The 14,313-nt window shown below is 70.0% G+C and carries 9 protein-coding genes and 1 pseudogene; 5 read left to right on the top strand and 5 right to left on the bottom strand.

Translation table 11 applies throughout. From position 1 onward, the window contains the following. Positions 1–38: 38 nt before the first annotated feature. Complete coding sequence (locus H295_RS0108470) at positions 39–1,010, top strand: quinone oxidoreductase family protein (RefSeq protein ID WP_020134921.1); 972 nt, start codon at positions 39–41, stop codon at positions 1,008–1,010. A 351-nt stretch (positions 1,011–1,361) separates the two neighbouring features. Here the strand turns inward: H295_RS0108470 and H295_RS0108465 are convergent, their stop codons facing one another. The 5 genes from H295_RS0108465 to H295_RS0108445 all read right to left on the bottom strand — a co-directional run bounded on the left by H295_RS0108465 (position 1,362) and on the right by H295_RS0108445 (position 8,768). Further along, positions 1,362–2,240: a carbohydrate ABC transporter permease gene (locus H295_RS0108465; RefSeq protein ID WP_020134920.1), complete on the bottom strand. Its 879-nt coding sequence runs from the start codon at positions 2,238–2,240 to the stop codon at positions 1,362–1,364. Beyond that, positions 2,237–3,217, bottom strand: coding sequence for a carbohydrate ABC transporter permease (locus tag H295_RS0108460; RefSeq protein WP_020134919.1), 981 nt, complete (start codon positions 3,215–3,217; stop codon positions 2,237–2,239). Before H295_RS0108460 ends, H295_RS0108465 begins: the two co-directional genes overlap by 4 nt. 99 nt (positions 3,218–3,316) lie before the next feature. After that, positions 3,317–4,627 (bottom strand): ABC transporter substrate-binding protein, encoded by a 1,311-nt coding sequence (locus tag H295_RS0108455; protein WP_020134918.1) that lies wholly within the window; start codon positions 4,625–4,627, stop codon positions 3,317–3,319. A gap of 67 nt (positions 4,628–4,694) precedes the next feature. Continuing rightward, positions 4,695–7,661: a glycoside hydrolase family 2 TIM barrel-domain containing protein gene (locus tag H295_RS0108450; protein WP_020134917.1), complete on the bottom strand. Its 2,967-nt coding sequence runs from the start codon at positions 7,659–7,661 to the stop codon at positions 4,695–4,697. Positions 7,662–7,769: 108 nt separating this feature from the next. Next, positions 7,770–8,768, bottom strand: coding sequence for a LacI family DNA-binding transcriptional regulator (locus H295_RS0108445; RefSeq protein ID WP_106960798.1), 999 nt, complete (start codon positions 8,766–8,768; stop codon positions 7,770–7,772). Between the two features lie 468 nt (positions 8,769–9,236). Here H295_RS0108445 and H295_RS0108440 point away from each other — a divergent pair, with 468 nt between their 5' ends. From H295_RS0108440 to H295_RS0108425, 4 genes and pseudogenes are all read left to right on the top strand, one after another. Next, entirely contained in the window at positions 9,237–12,032 is a 2,796-nt protein-coding gene (locus H295_RS0108440; protein WP_020665699.1) for a DNRLRE domain-containing protein, read from the top strand. Between the two features lie 83 nt (positions 12,033–12,115). Then, a pseudogene (locus tag H295_RS47855) lies at positions 12,116–12,313 on the top strand (MFS transporter); the annotation flags it as partial. Between the two features lie 298 nt (positions 12,314–12,611). After that, on the top strand, positions 12,612–13,256 hold the full coding sequence (locus tag H295_RS0108430; protein ID WP_020134914.1) for a hypothetical protein: 645 nt from the start codon (positions 12,612–12,614) through the stop codon (positions 13,254–13,256). A 132-nt stretch (positions 13,257–13,388) separates the two neighbouring features. Further along, positions 13,389–14,264 (top strand): glycine betaine ABC transporter substrate-binding protein, encoded by an 876-nt coding sequence (locus H295_RS0108425; RefSeq protein ID WP_020134913.1) that lies wholly within the window; start codon positions 13,389–13,391, stop codon positions 14,262–14,264. Positions 14,265–14,313 lie beyond the last annotated feature (49 nt).

Raw genomic sequence — 14,313 nt, 5'->3', positions numbered from 1 at the left:
CGCAGTGTCCAACGGGGGAAGAACGGAGAACACAGCACGTGAGCACCACCTCGCCCACATCCCGCTCCCTGGTCCTCGAGGAGTTCGGCACGCTGCCGCGCCTCGGGGAGCGGGCCGTGCCCGAGCCGTGCGCAGGGCACACCCTGGTGCGGGTGGCGGCGGCCACCGTCGCGCACCTGGACCTGAACATCCTCGACGGGCGGTTCGGCATCCTGCCCCGGCTGCCGTTCATTCCCGGCACCCAGGGCAGCGGCTATGTCGTCGCCTCGGACACCCACCCCGAGGGTGCCCTGGTCCGGCTGCGGGGCGAGGGGCTGGGCCTGAGCAGGGACGGTGCCTGGGCCGAGCACGTCCTCGTGCCGGACGCCGCCGTCGAGCCCATGCCGGAGGGCACCGATCCCGCACTCGCCTGCAGCTACTTCTCACCCGTCGGCACCGCCTGGGCGACCGTCCACCCGATCGCCCAGGTGCGGCCGGGGGAGCGGGTGCTGGTCACCGGGGCGTCCGGCGCGGTCGGCACCATGGCCGTCCAGCTCGCCGCGCGCGCCGGTGCCGAAGTCATCGGCGCTGTCGGGCGACCCGCGAAGCTGGAGCACGTGCCCGCCGTCGCCAAGGCACTGCTGGCCTCCGACCTCTCCGAGGAGGCGATCGGCGGCAAGGCCGACGTACTGATCGACACGGTCGGCGGCCAGATCCTGCGCAACGCCCTGGCCCTGGTCCGTCCCCGCGGCCGCGCCGCGCTCCTGGGCTACACGGCCGGTCGCGAACTCACCCTGGACCTCGCGGACTTCTTCCTCGCCGACGTCTCCCTCCTGCCGGTGAACATGATCTCGCGCAGCAAGGAGGTCGCGCCCGAGGTGCTGGAACTGCTGCCGGACCTGTCCTCGGGCACGCTGACACTGCCGTACGAGACCTACGGGATGGACGCGCTCGACGAGGCGGTGCGGCGGCTGCGGGCCGGTACGGCCGTGGGGAAGGCAGTGCTGGAGATGAGGATGTCCGGCAGCTGATTCCGCGGCGAGTTGGTCCGGGTCGACCGGCAGCCAGTCGTGGTCGACGGACCTCGCTCACCAGACAGGCGAGTCTCCTTCCGAAGGTGGATCGCACTGAATCTCCCGGGAGACCGGAGCGATGGGGGAGACATGGTGTGCCGTGCGCGACGGGCGTACCACGCTCGCGGTTCCCTCAACAAACCGTCGCCGCGGGGCCGGCCGGGGCGTGGCGCACCAGGATTGTCCGGCCCGGCGGACGGCGCGGACCCTGGTCGCGCCGACACCGCATCTCGGCCCTTCGCCCGTGTCCGGCTTCCGCGCCCGGGAGTTCCGGCTCGTTGACCCCGGTGTACTCGCAGCGGCCGAACGCTACTTGACCGCTCCCGCCGTCAGGCCCTTGCGCCAGAACCGCTGGAGGCTGATGAAGGCGACGAGCAGTGGGATCAGCGACAGGAACGCACCGGTGATCGGCAGCAGCGGCGGCACCCCGCTGGCGAACTCCGCGCGCCACTGCACCAGGCCCACCGTGACGGGCTGCAGCGAGGGGGTGTTGAGCATCAGCGAGGGCAGCAGGTAGTTGTTCCAGATGCCGACGAACTGGAACAGGAAGACGGTCACCAGTGCCGGGGACATCAGCGGCAGGGCGATCCGGAAGAAGGTGCGCTGTTCGCCCGCTCCGTCCAGCCGTGCGGCCTCGAGGAGTTCGTCCGGGACGGACGCCGCGGCGAAGATCCGGCACAGGTAGACGCCGAACGGGCTGACACAGCTGGGCAGCAGCACCGACCAGTAGGAGTTGGTGATGTCGAGCTTGGCCATGAGCAGGAACAACGGCAGGGCGAACATCGGCGCCGGGATGAGAACCGAGGCGAGGACGATGTTGAACACGCTTTCCCGGCCGCGGAAGCTGAACTTGGACAGCGCGTAGCCGGCCATCGCGGACAGCAGGGTGCCGACGGTGGCGCCGGCGAAGCTGTACAGCGCGCTGTTGGCGAGCCAGGTGGCGTAGATGCCGCCCTCGAAACTGAACACGTTCCTGACGTTGGTGACCAGGTCGAAGTGGGAGAACCACAGCGGCGTACCGGTGTAGAGGTAGCCCGAGGCCTTGGTCGAGGAGACGAACAGCCACCACAGCGGGATCAGCGTGTACAGGGCCATCAGGCCCAGCATGCCGTTGACGACGACCTTGCTCGCCATGTCCGTGCCGCGGCGGCCCGGTCGGGTCGGGCGGTCGGCCGAGATCACGCTCATGCCATCGCTCCCTTGCGCTGGTTGTACTTGAGAAAGCCGAAGGAGAGCACCAGGGTGATCACCGCGAGCACCACGGACTGGGCCGCGGCCAGGTTCTGGCCGCCCACGTCCATGCCCAGGGTCGCGTTCATGATCGGGGAGAACTTCGGGTCGACGCCCGGGATGCGCGCGCTGACCAGCACCGCCGGCTCGGTGTACAGCTGCGCCGTCCCGATGATGGAGAAGATGGTGGTCAGCACCAGCGCGGGACGCACCAGCGGGATCTTCACCGCCCACGCCAGGCGCCATCCGGAGCAGCCGTCGAGCGCGGCGGCCTCCATCACCTCCGCCGGGATCGTCTGGAGCGCCGAGTAGATGATCAGCATGTTGTAGCCGGTCCAGCCCCACGTGATCATGTTCCCGATCGAGAACGGGACCCACGACGGCGACAGGAAGTCGACGCCGATCCCGAGGTGGGCCAGCGGGCCGGTGAACGGCGAGAGGTCTTTCGCCAGGAGGAAGGACCACATCAGCGCGGCGATCGCACCCGGCAGCGCGTAGGGCAGGAAGAACGTGAGCCGGTAGGTCTTCCGCAGCCGGGCCGAGCGGGAGTCCAGCAGAAGCGCGAGCAGGAGGGCCAGGCCGAGCATGACCGGGACCTGGACGCAGCCCAGCAGCACGACCCGGACGATCGACGCGGTGAAGTCGTGGTCGCTGAAGGCGTCGACGTAGTTGGACAGTCCCGCGAACTCCGTGGACTGCGTACCGCCGAACAGCCCGGCGCGGTGGACCTTGAAGAAGCTCTGGTAGATGGCGTACCCGATCGGCGCGACCATCATGGTCAGGAAGAGCACCGCGAACGGTGCCAGGAAGCCGGACGCGGTCAACGCGCTGCGGCGGCTGCCGCGGCGCGGCCGACGGGCGGCGGGGGCGCGGCGGGTGGCCGCGGGCGCCGGCCGCGGCGGTGACGCGGTCCGGGTGCTGCTGGGACTGCTCATGGAGACCTCGCTGGGCGGTTCGTCGTCAGGGAGCGGGTCCCCGCGGCGCCGGGTACCGGCGGCCGCGGGAACTCTTCGGGGCGGCTGGGGTCCGCTGCCTCAGCCGTTGGTCACCGACAGGCCGAGCTTCTTGATCGCGGCGACCGTCGAGGCCTGGACCTTGCTGACCGCGTCCGGCAGGGTGTCCTTGCCCATGGCGCCGGTGAGGTCCGTCTGGACCTGCTGATAGGTCGGGCCGTTGGTCCAGGTGCTGGGCACCTGCGCGGCGGAGGCCTTGAACACGTCACCGACCTTCTGGCCGCCGAAGTACGGGTCGCCTCCCGTGAGCGCGGGGTCTTCCTGTCCGGCCTTCGACGCCGGGTACAGCCCGCTCTCGATGCCCGTCTTCACGGCCTGCGGGTCACTGGACAGGAAGTCGGCGAACTGCACGGCCTCGCGGGGCGTCTTGCACCCGGACATCACCGAGGTGGCCGAGCCACCGTTGCTGGAGCTCTTGCCGTCGCCCGCCTCCCAGGTCGGCATCGGGGCGACCCGCCACTTGCCGGACAGGCCCTTCAGGTCCGACTTCAGGCCGCCGGCGGCCCAGGACGCGTTGACGAACGTCAGCACCTTGCCGGCGGTGGCGGCCTTGTCGAACTTCGGGTCCCAGGCGTTGCCGGACTTCTGCACCAGGCCCTTGTCCTTCAGGCCCTCCCAGAACTCGGCGACCTTGCGGGTGCCGGGGTTGTCGATGCTGACGGTCCAGCTGTCTCCCTTGACCGAGTACCAGGACTGGCCGGTCTGCAGCGTGTAGGCCGCCAGGTCGTTGCCCTCGCTGGGCGCGTTGCCGAACTTCACGCTCGGATCGGCGGCGGCGACCTTCTCGGCGTCGGCCTTGTACTCGGCCCAGGTGGCCGGCGGCTTGGTGATGCCGTACTTGGCGAACAGGTCCTGGCGGTAGAAGAGGACCATCGGGCCGACGTCCACCGGGATGCCGTAGATCTTGCCGCCGACGCTGGAGGCGGAGACCGCCGACGGGGCGTACTTGGCCATGTCGGCGCTCGCGTACTTCGTGATGTCCATGACCGTGTCCTTCACGAGCATGGACGGGACGGCCTGGTACTCGATCTGGGCCAGGCACGGGCCCTCGCCTGCGGTGATCGCGTTGCTGATCTGGGTGTAGCCGCCCGTGCCGCCCGACGGGATCTTCTTGAAGACGACCTTGGTGTCCGGGTGGGAGGTGTTCCACTGGTCGACGATCTTCTCGTAGCCGGCCCAGCCCCAGAACTGCATCGTCACCGGCCCGGCCTGGCTCTTCTCGGGGCCGGCGGAGGTGTCCTTGCTGCTGCTGCACGCGCCGAGGCCGGCTACGAGGAGCGCCGCGGTGGTGAGTGTCAGGAGTCTGCGGGTGCGTATGGTGGAGCTGTTCATGTGAGGAGCCTTCTGTGACAGGGGCGGACTTGCTGGATGTGCCGGTGGGCGGGCGGGCAAGGCCCGCCTACCGGCAGGTGCCGAACTCCACGCCGAACGCGGTGGTGACCGCGGCCAGGACGTCCGGTGCCGACGGGCCCGGACCGCAGGCCGCGCTGCCCAGACCGTGGTGCGCGTGGTCGAGGTGCAGATGGAGTCGGCCGTCGGGGACCAGGTCGTGCTGGTGGGCCGCGGCGGCCAGGGCTTCGGTGCTCCAGGGGCGAACGGTCAGGTCGGTGACCGGGGCGCCGGTGAGGAGCAGGGTGCCGTCCGGGGTGGTGATCCTGGCGCGGCGGACTTGGTGGCGGTTGCCGTTCTCCTGCGGGCGGACCTGAGGGGTCTGCATCGCCGAGACGGTGGACCGGTGACGGCCGACGCGAGCCGCGGCGCGGGAGTCGCGGTAGGCCTCACCGGGACCGGGACCGAACCACTCGACGTCGGCGTCGGTGCCGGGCAGCGACATCGCGACGCCCAGTCGGGGCAGCGGCATCGGCCACGAGCCGTCGGGGGTGACGACGGTCTCCAGCCGGAGCCGGGCCTGGTCGGCATGCGGTGTGTCGCAGGCCGTCCAGTGGTAGACGACGCCGAGGCCGGACGAGGACCCCGCGGCGGCGAGGCGGGCGATGACCCTGAGTCCCGAGACGTCGGGCTCGACGCTCAGCACGTCGTGGCGCATCCGGTGCAGTCCGGCGGCGAACCAGGCGTCGGCCTGCGGCACCCCGAAGGCGCTGAGCAGGTCGTTGTCGAGCGGGGCCCGCCAGATGTCCAGCCTCGGACCGTCGAGCTCCAGGTCGCCGAACCGTACCAGCAGCCCGCTGCGGGCGTCGAACCTCGCGGACCCCAGTGTGATGTACCCGTCGCGGGCGATCGCCGGCGCCGGCGTGAACGGGACGGACGCGGCGGTGGGGGCCACGACCAGCCCCTGGGCCCAGGCGATCTCGTGGCCGGCCTCGGCCCAGCTCTCGTCGGCGGCCAGCACCGCGGTGACGGTCAGCCACACCTCGTGGCCGGAGTCGTTCTTGCGCGCCGCGTCGAGCGCGGCGGTGACCTCGGCCGGCCATGCGACGGTGGCCGTCGCGCCCGCCGCGGTCGCGGGCACGCTCAGAGCGCCGGAGCCCACCGGCTCGCCGCCGTCCTCGACGGTCCACCGGAAGTCCAGGTAGCCGCTGTCCCGGACGTGGTGCAGGTTGTGCACGTCGATCTGCCGAGCCGCCGGGCGGATGCGGATCCTGACCGGTTCGATGACCTTCTTGTACTCGGTCAGGCCCGGCGACGGCGTGCGGTCCGGGAAGAGCAGCCCGTCGGCGACGAAATTGCCGTCGTGGACCTCCTCGCCGAAGTCGCCGCCGTAGGCGTAGAACGACCGGGGGTCCTCCTGCCCGGTGCGCCGGGCGATCCCGTGGTCGATCCACTCCCAGATGAAGCCACCGGCCAGGCGCGGGTGTGCCTCGATGACCTGCTGGTACTCGGACAGCCCGCCGGGGCCGGTGCCCATGGCGTGTCCGTACTCGCACAGCACGGCCGGCAGGGCGCGGCGGTGTGCGTCGTCGGCAGGGTCCGCCGTCGGTGCCTCCTGGCCGCGTCCCACGGCGGACAGCTCGTCCACGCCGATGTACATGCGCGAGTACAGGTCGACGTAGGCGCAGCTCGCCCAGTCGCCCTCGTAGTGGATCAGGCGGCCGGCGTCGCGCTGTCGGATCCATCCGGCCGCGGCGGCCAGGTTGGCTCCGGTGCCGGACTCGTTCCCCAGCGACCAGACGATGACCGAGGGATGGTTCTTGTCCCGCTCCACCAGCCGCGCGGCCCGGTCCAGGTAGGCCTCGCGCCAGGCGGGGTCGTCGCTGGGGTTGCGCCGCCAGCCGCCGGGTTCGAAGCCGTGCGTCTCCAGGTCGCCCTCGCAGAACACCCACAGGCCGTGCTCGTCGCACAGGTCCAGGAATCGGTGGTCGGGCGGGTAGTGGGCGGTGCGCACCGCGTTGATGTTGTGCTGCTTCATGAGCAGCACGTCGGCCAGCATGGTGTCCTCGGTCAGGGTCCGCCCGGTCAGCGGATGCCATTCGTGGCGGTTGACGCCTCGCAGGGAGATCGGCCGGCCGTTCGCGGTCAGGACGCCGTCCACGACGGCCACGGTCCGGAAGCCGACGCGCAGCGGGATCCGTTCCCCGGCCTCGGAGACCAGTTCCCCCGCGTACAGGCGCGGCTGCTCGTCCGACCAGGGCTCGACGCCGTCGATCACGTGCGGGCCGGCCGGATCGGCGGCGGATATGCCGAGCTCGGGCACCGACAGGGACACCGGGACCGGGGCGGTGACGTCGACGGTCAGGGTGCCCTGTCCCGTCGTGTGGTCGTAGGCGGCGTGGACGAAGAAGTCCTCGACACCGCGGGCGGCCACGGACACCGACCGGAAGATCCCGGACAGCCACCACATGTCCTGGTCCTCCAGGTAGCTGCCGGACGACCACTGGTGCACGCGCACCGCGAGGACGTTCCGGCCGGGCCGCAGAGCGGCGGAGACGTCGAACTCGGTGGTCAGCCGGCTGCCCTTGCCGTCGCCGAGCCGGATCCCGTTGAGCCACACCGCGAACGCGGAGTCGACGCCCTCGAACCGGAGCACCGCGGCCGATGCCGGGAACCCGTCCGGTACGTCGAACGCGCGGCGGTACTCGCCGGTCGGGTTCTCCCGGGGCACCCGCGGCGGGTCGACCGGGAACGGGTACAGGATGTTGGTGTAGGCGGGGGTGCCGTAGCGCGGCTCGTCGGGCAGTCCGGTCATCTGCCAGCAGGACGGTACGGCCAGCAGGTCCCAGGCGGTGTCGTCGAAGTCCGGCGCGGCGAGGTCCCCGGTGAGGTCGTCCAGCCCTGCCGCCAGTCGGAACCTCCAGTCGCCGTCGAGGGCGATCGTGGGCAGGTCGGTGGCGAACGCGGCGCGCGGCCGCAGCCGTCCGGTGCCCGGCGACCGGTCTTCGACGTAGGCGGCGGTGTCGAGGTCTTTCATCAGTGGAGGTGCTTTCTCTCGGAATACGTGAGGGTGACGGCAGGGGGCGAGGCAGGATCGGCCGCCGCCTCACGGGGGAGTGGTGTGCAGGCCCGGCGGAGCCGACGGCTACCCGCGCGCCGGGGGTGGGGCGCTGCTGTCCCGGACGGTCAGGGTCGGGCGGAGCAGTGTCAGTACGTTGGTGGGCGGCCGACCGGAGTCGACGGCGCGCAACAGCAGTTCGACGGCCTGCTGAGCCATCTCCCGTTTGGGGAAGGTGACCGTGGTCAGCGCCGGTTTGATCTGTCCGACCTGGGCGATGTCGTCGAAGCCGACGATGCTGACGTCGTCGGGGACCCGCCGTCCTGAGCGGACGACCGCCTCGATGGCACCGACGGCCAGGATGTCGTGCGTGGCGAAGATCGCCGTGACGTCCGGGTCCGCCGCCAGCGCCGCGGAGCTCGCGGCGAATCCGCCTGCCGCGTCGTCTCTGGTGCAGGCGAACACCTGGCGCTCTTCGATGGTCAGACCGTCGTCGGCGAACGCCCGGCGCAGCCCGCGTACCCGCGGCGAGTGCGCGGGGAGATCGGCGATCACCGCGACGTTCCGGTGACCGAGACCCCGCAGATAGCGTCCGGCCAGGAGCCCGGCGTGCTCGTAGTCGATGGACACCACGGGCAGCGTGGTGGGCGCGTCTCCCTCCCAGGCGCACAGCGCGACCGGGAAGGCGGCTTCGATGAGCATCGGCAACTGCTGTTCGACGGCGTTGTCCCCGGCGACCAGCAGGGCGTCCACGGAACGCGCGGCGAGGTTCTCCAGGTGGGCCCGGGTGTAGTCCGGGTCGTCGCGGGTCGTGGCGAGCAACAGGTTGTACCCGTGGCCGACCAGCACGTTCTCCACCTCCTCGACCACTTCCGAATAGAACGCGTTGGCCACCCGCGGTACGAACAGGCCCACGGTCGCGGTGCTGCCGGTCCTCAGGGAGCGTGCCACCAGGTTCGGCTTGTACCCGAGTTCCGCTATCGCCGCGTTCACCCTCGCCAGGGTCTCCGGCCGCACCTTCTTGCCGGACACCACGTTGGAGACGGTCTGCTTGGCGACTCCCGCCCGAGCGGCCACCTCCGCCATCGTCACCACGAGTGCACCCCCTGAACATGTATCGATCCACGAAAGTGGCGACAGCGTAGGTCGGCTGTCGCGCCAGAGCAAGACTCTGTTCGAAATGTTGTTGAACCGGTGGTTACACGGGCCTACTGAAGAGAGAGCACGTCGCGAGAGGTTCTCCCGCGAAAGTGCCACGGACCCGTTGACGGTTCCAGAAATGCGACATTAACATCCCGGACACGCCGACCACTTGGATCGGTCAACGAACCGATCACTTGGATCGGTCAACGAGGTGAACTGTCGCGGTCCATCGCGCGAGACGACACCCAGCCGCTCGGCGCCACCGCTTTCGAGGCGCCGCAGCGGTCCTCTCGGTCGCGACAGCGCCGACGGCCGCACCCGGCCCCGGCTTCGCGCATGCTCCCCGCCGTCCCCAGCGGACGGGAGCGCCTGAACAGACCTGGAAAGGTCTCGTCCTGAGGAGAGACAGGCATGATCCGACCGGCCGGCGACGCCGCCGCCCCGACCCCCGCCCCGGCGCGACGCAGATCGCACGTGCAGCGCTTCGTCGCGGCCACCGCGAGCGCCCTCATCGCGGCGGCGAGCCTCACGCTCGCCGGCGCCCTCCCCGCGCAGGCAGCCACCACCGTCCACACGTACGCGCCGACCGGAGTGGGGGGCGGTACCACGACGTCCCCGGACGCGGTGTCCACCAAGTACCAGGTACAGGTCGCCGGCACGTCGGTCCAGGCCGTCAAGTACGCCCAGAACGGCAACAACTTCGACATCGCCCGCTTCGCGTCGGACTCCCGGACACCGACGGTCACGGTCACGCTGCCCAGCACCACGATCAACACGGTGAACATCTACCCGGCGCGCTACTACCCCGCCGGCAGCGTCTCGGTGAGCACGGACAAGCACACCCTGACGTTCCAGATGTCGGCCGCCGCCGGGTTGAACCAGGCGATCGTGATGGTCAACGGCGACTCGACCAACGCCACCGGACAGCCCTACCTGGCGGTCGTCAACGATCCCCTGGAGGACCCGGCACAGCATCCCGACACCACGAGCGCGTCCGACGGTTCCGGCGTCAACCTGCAGACCGGTGTCCTCAACTTCCAGCAGTTCGCCACGAAGTACCTCGCGGACCACCCGAACAGTTCGGCCCAGACGGCTCCCGCCGCGACCACGAGCTCCATGGCCGGCAAGACCGTCAACGGCACCGCCATACCCGCCGGTCAGAAGACCTCGGCCGGCACCCTGGTGAGCGCGAGCTCCACCAATGTGCGGTATCCGAATGTGCGGGTGATGGCCGCCAACGACCTCACCTTCGCCCTCAAGGCCGCCATCGACACCATCAAGGCCAACCCCACGGCGCTCAACACGCTCTACTTCCCGAACGGCACGTACGTGTGGTCCGGTCTCCTGGTCAACGGTGTGGACGGCAGCAAGCTCAAGGGCGGCAAGCTGAAGATCTACACCGATGAAGGGGCCCTGCTGCAGAACCGCATCCAGGCGTACATGGAGGCGTTCGAGCCGGCGGTCGGCATCATCAACTCCAGCAACATCGAGATCGACGGCCGCGGCATGATCGACGGCAGGGGCGTGTCGAACTACCGCGCCGACTCGCACGACGCCTACCGCAGCGTGCACCAGGGCGGCGTCATGGTCATGCACTCGTCGGACATCACGTTCAACGACACCTACCTGCGCGACGCGAAGCAGTGGAACTGGGAGACCCACACCGCCAGCAGGGTGACGTTCAACAACATCAAGGGCCTCACCCCGTACAACCAGCCGTGGATCGACGGGACGGACTTCGCGAGCGGCCAGGACATCACCGCCAACGGCGTCTTCACGCTCGGCAACGACGACGCGTTCGCCTCCGGTCACTACAACCCCAGTGACGGCTTCACCCCGATGGCGTCCGGTGTGTGGGGCAACTTCGCGCTCGGCACCTCCACCCCCGACATCCAGGGCTACGTCAACGCGGCCGGCGCCCACGACACCGTCGCCGACATGCTCGGGTTCGACTCCTACCACTGGGACAAGGCGGACTCGAAGAACATCTCCGTCAGCAACACGCTGAACTGGTCCGTCGGTGCCGGCAACTCGATCCGCATCGGATGGAGTTCGTGGGGATACAAGCTCAACAACTACACCTTCGACAACTTCAACTCCGTGTCGGCGCCGGCCGGCGGCATCTTCACGCAGAACAGCCCCAAGCCGTACCCGCGCATCTCGAGCATCGTGATCAAGAACAGCTCGTTCGACACCTCCCGGTACTCGTCGGGACCGGTCAGGCTCAACGGCGGTAACGGATCCACCCAGACCATCACCGCGGACGACCAGGCGACCTACGGGTTCGCCCCCAACCCCGACGGCTCGGGGAACACGTACACGTACACCAAGACCCCGATCAGCACCTTCCAGCTCGACAACGTGTGGTTCTCGCAGCAGAAGACGAACAGCAGCCCGCTGAACGGCGCCACGAACGTGACGATGAACAACCTCAGCGTCGCGAACCAGCCCGTCCAGTACACCAGCCAGTTCCCGCTGGCCCCGAGCGGCATCGGCACGCTGACCACCACCTACACGGACGCGAACGGCCAGACCCGGAACGTCAAGGCGGGCGCCCTCACCAACGGCGACACCTATGTCGGTGCGTGGACCGGCGACCAGACCAAGAACAACTCCTCGGACCTGACCCTCATCACCCGCAACACCGGCGTCGGCCTGATGGGCGAGCAGTACACCACGGGATCCGGGGACGGAAAGCTCTCCTACATCCAGTTCCCGCTCAACAGCCTCACCAGGGCACCGAGCCAGGCGACACTCCATCTCACCTACGTCGGCCACCGCTACTCGACGGTCCCGTCCACTGACACCGACCAACTCCTCGTCCAACCCGTCACCGACACCACCTGCACCGGCGGCGGCACGTCCTGCCCGGTCTCCACGATGACCTGGCAGAACCGGCCGAGCTTCACCGCCACGAACTCCTCGGTCGCGAAGTCGGCCACCTTCAACCTCGGTTCGACCGTCGTCGCCGAGGGCGGCGGTAACCACCAGACCAACCCCGTCGACGGCCGTGACATCACCGTCGACATCACCTCCTTCGTCCAGAACGCCTACACGGCAGGAAAGTCCACGCTCCTGCTCGCCGTCGGCAACGCGGGGGGCACCAACCACGAGCTGCGCTTCGTCAGCTCGGAAGGCGCCATCGGCTCCGGAAAGCTCACCAACGGGACCGCCGACATGGCGCCCGGGGTGACCGTGACCCCGTAAAGCCCCTTCGAGAGGCCGGCCCACCCCCTGGGGGAGGGCCGGCCTCAGCCGTTTCCCGGGGTGCACTGCGGACGATCCGGCTGCTTCGCCGTGCCAAGCGAGGAGTTGCCGCCGCGCTCGACGACGTCACCCGCGAGTTCGGCACCGCCCTCGGTGTCGCGATGCTCGGCGCGCTCCTGGCGGCTGGCTACCGCAGCGCCATCGACGCCAGGCTCGACGGCATCCCCGACGGGGCCGCGGACCCCGCGCGTGACGGCCTCGCCCATGCCCTCGAGGTCGCACGTGCAAGCCGACGAAGAGACCCGCGCGCAGCCCGGGGCCGCGGAGAGTGCCACCTCCCGCTGACCGCACAGCAAGAAGGTCCTGCACCTCGCGCTCGCATTGATTGCGCTGGTCAGAATGGGTTGCTGATCAATTCCGCGCTGATGACAGTGGTGCTCGCTCGGTCCGTTCCGGAAGCGGACGAGCGACGGGAGCCCCTGGACGTGGCTATCCCCCTCACCACCGGGGGCTCCCTCCCACCCCACTTGCCTGTGGGCAGCGAACACCCGCCGGCACCTCTCCCAGGGAGCTGTATTCATGGACCGCGCACAGAGCGCATCCAAGCCCGCCAAGCGCCTCGGCCGTGCCGCCTCGGCGGTCGCGGCCCTCGCCTTCGGCGCATCACTCCTCGGCGCTCCGAACGCCATGGCCGAGGACACGCCCAGCACCGCCCAGCTGCTCGGCGCCTGCAGCTGGGCAGACCTCTGCGAGTTCCACCCGCAGAGCTACTGGACGTACACGGGCCCCAGCCACCAGGTCGGCAGCACCGCCTTCAACTGCGCCAGCCAGGTCAACCAGCACCGCATCGACTGGTCGGACACGACGGGCACCACCAACTCGGTCGGCGTCTCGGTCAGCGCCGAGATGAAGTTCTTCGAGGTCTTCGAGGCCGGTGTCTCCGCGAGCTACGGCCACTCATGGCAGGCGTCGCACACGGACAGCGAGGGCGAAACCGTCAACATCCCGCCGGGTTACAAGGGATGGGTCGAGCGCGCTGCCCCCAAGCAGCAGGCCACCGGCTGGTACGAGATCCACTTCGGGAGCCGCTACTACGGTCACTACATCTGGTACGTCCACGACTACCAGTCGTCCGGGTTCAACGCCGACAACCCCCGATCGGGCGCCGTCAACCTCAAGGACGCACCGATGAGCCAGACCGAGCGGAACCAGCACTGCCGCTGACCCGGCCCCAGGTCCGGCACGCGGCCCCGCGCGTGCGGCCACCCGCTGGGCCGCGTGCCTCCTCCTTCCGGTTCCTCCTTACGGTTCCTCCCCTCCGGCTCCTGTTCCTCCGTCCACGGAAGTTGCCCTCAGATGTCCCGACGCCCGCGGCTGCGCCCTGCCGCCCTGGCCGCCCTCTCCCTTCTGCTCCTCACCGGCTGCGGCAGCACGGTGTCGAGCGGTACGACCGCGTCGTCCGCCGACCACCAGGGTCCGCTCGTGATCGGCAGCGACACGTCCGCGGAGAGCCGGATCGTGGCCGCGCTCTACGCGAAGCTGCTGACCGCTTCCGGAGAGCAGGTACGCGCGGCGCCCGCTTCCTACCCGAACGCCGCCGACAGCGCGCGAGCCGTGGTGAACGGTGAGATCGACCTTGTTCCCGCCTACGAGACCGCCCTGTTGCGGGCGCTGCCCGGCGGCGGAAAGCAACCCGGCGACATGGCCGCGACGCTGAGCATGGCCCTACCGCCCGGCGTCGTGGCGCTCGGGCCGGCCCGAGCGGAGCGGGACGTGGTCCTGGCCGTCAGCAAGACGCTGTCCCGGAGCCACGGCCTGCGCGGTCTGCCCGACCTGCGACGCGCGGGCAGCCGGCTCACCCTGGGCGGCCCCGCTGCCGGCGACCCGGACGCGCCCTCGGCCGCCGCACTCTCGAAGGCGTACGGCGTCACCTTCACCGCGGTGCCGAGGTCCGTCGCCCCGGACGTCATGGTCCTGCGGGCCACGGACCCCGTGATCGCCCGGCGTCACCTGGTGGTGCTGTCCGACCCCGACGCCGTCATGCCGCCCGAACATGTCGTCCCGCTCGCCGACGCCGCGGCCGTGGACCCGTCCGCCAGGCAACGGCTCGCCACCCTCGGCACCCTGCTGACCACCACCGAACTGGCCGCCCTCACCGCCCGCGTCGCGAGCGGCGACGCACCCGCCTCCGTGGCCGGAGCCTGGCTGCGCACCCACGGGCTCCTCACCTGAGCACCGCTCGGCCCCACTTCGACACACCCCAGCGACACAGCAGAAAGCG

Origin of the sequence: Streptomyces sp. 351MFTsu5.1, assembly GCF_000383655.1 — a bacterium.
GTDB lineage: Bacteria > Actinomycetota > Actinomycetes > Streptomycetales > Streptomycetaceae > Streptomyces > Streptomyces griseorubiginosus.
This window is presented reverse-complemented; position numbering and strand designations above follow the sequence as displayed.

What these genes read in the sequence shown, in the direction of transcription:
- H295_RS0108465 (WP_020134920.1), bottom strand. Translation starts at nt 2,240, where the DNA reads ATGAGCGTGATCTCGGCCGACCGCCCGACCCGACCGGGCCGCCGCGGC.
- H295_RS0108460 (WP_020134919.1), bottom strand. Translation starts at nt 3,217, where the DNA reads ATGAGCAGTCCCAGCAGCACCCGGACCGCGTCACCGCCGCGGCCGGCG.
- H295_RS0108455 (WP_020134918.1), bottom strand. Translation starts at nt 4,627, where the DNA reads ATGAACAGCTCCACCATACGCACCCGCAGACTCCTGACACTCACCACC.
- H295_RS0108450 (WP_020134917.1), bottom strand. Translation starts at nt 7,661, where the DNA reads ATGAAAGACCTCGACACCGCCGCCTACGTCGAAGACCGGTCGCCGGGC.
- H295_RS0108445 (WP_106960798.1), bottom strand. Translation starts at nt 8,768, where the DNA reads ATGGCGGAGGTGGCCGCTCGGGCGGGAGTCGCCAAGCAGACCGTCTCC.
- H295_RS0108440 (WP_020665699.1), top strand. Translation starts at nt 9,237, where the DNA reads ATGATCCGACCGGCCGGCGACGCCGCCGCCCCGACCCCCGCCCCGGCG.
- H295_RS0108430 (WP_020134914.1), top strand. Translation starts at nt 12,612, where the DNA reads ATGGACCGCGCACAGAGCGCATCCAAGCCCGCCAAGCGCCTCGGCCGT.
- H295_RS0108425 (WP_020134913.1), top strand. Translation starts at nt 13,389, where the DNA reads ATGTCCCGACGCCCGCGGCTGCGCCCTGCCGCCCTGGCCGCCCTCTCC.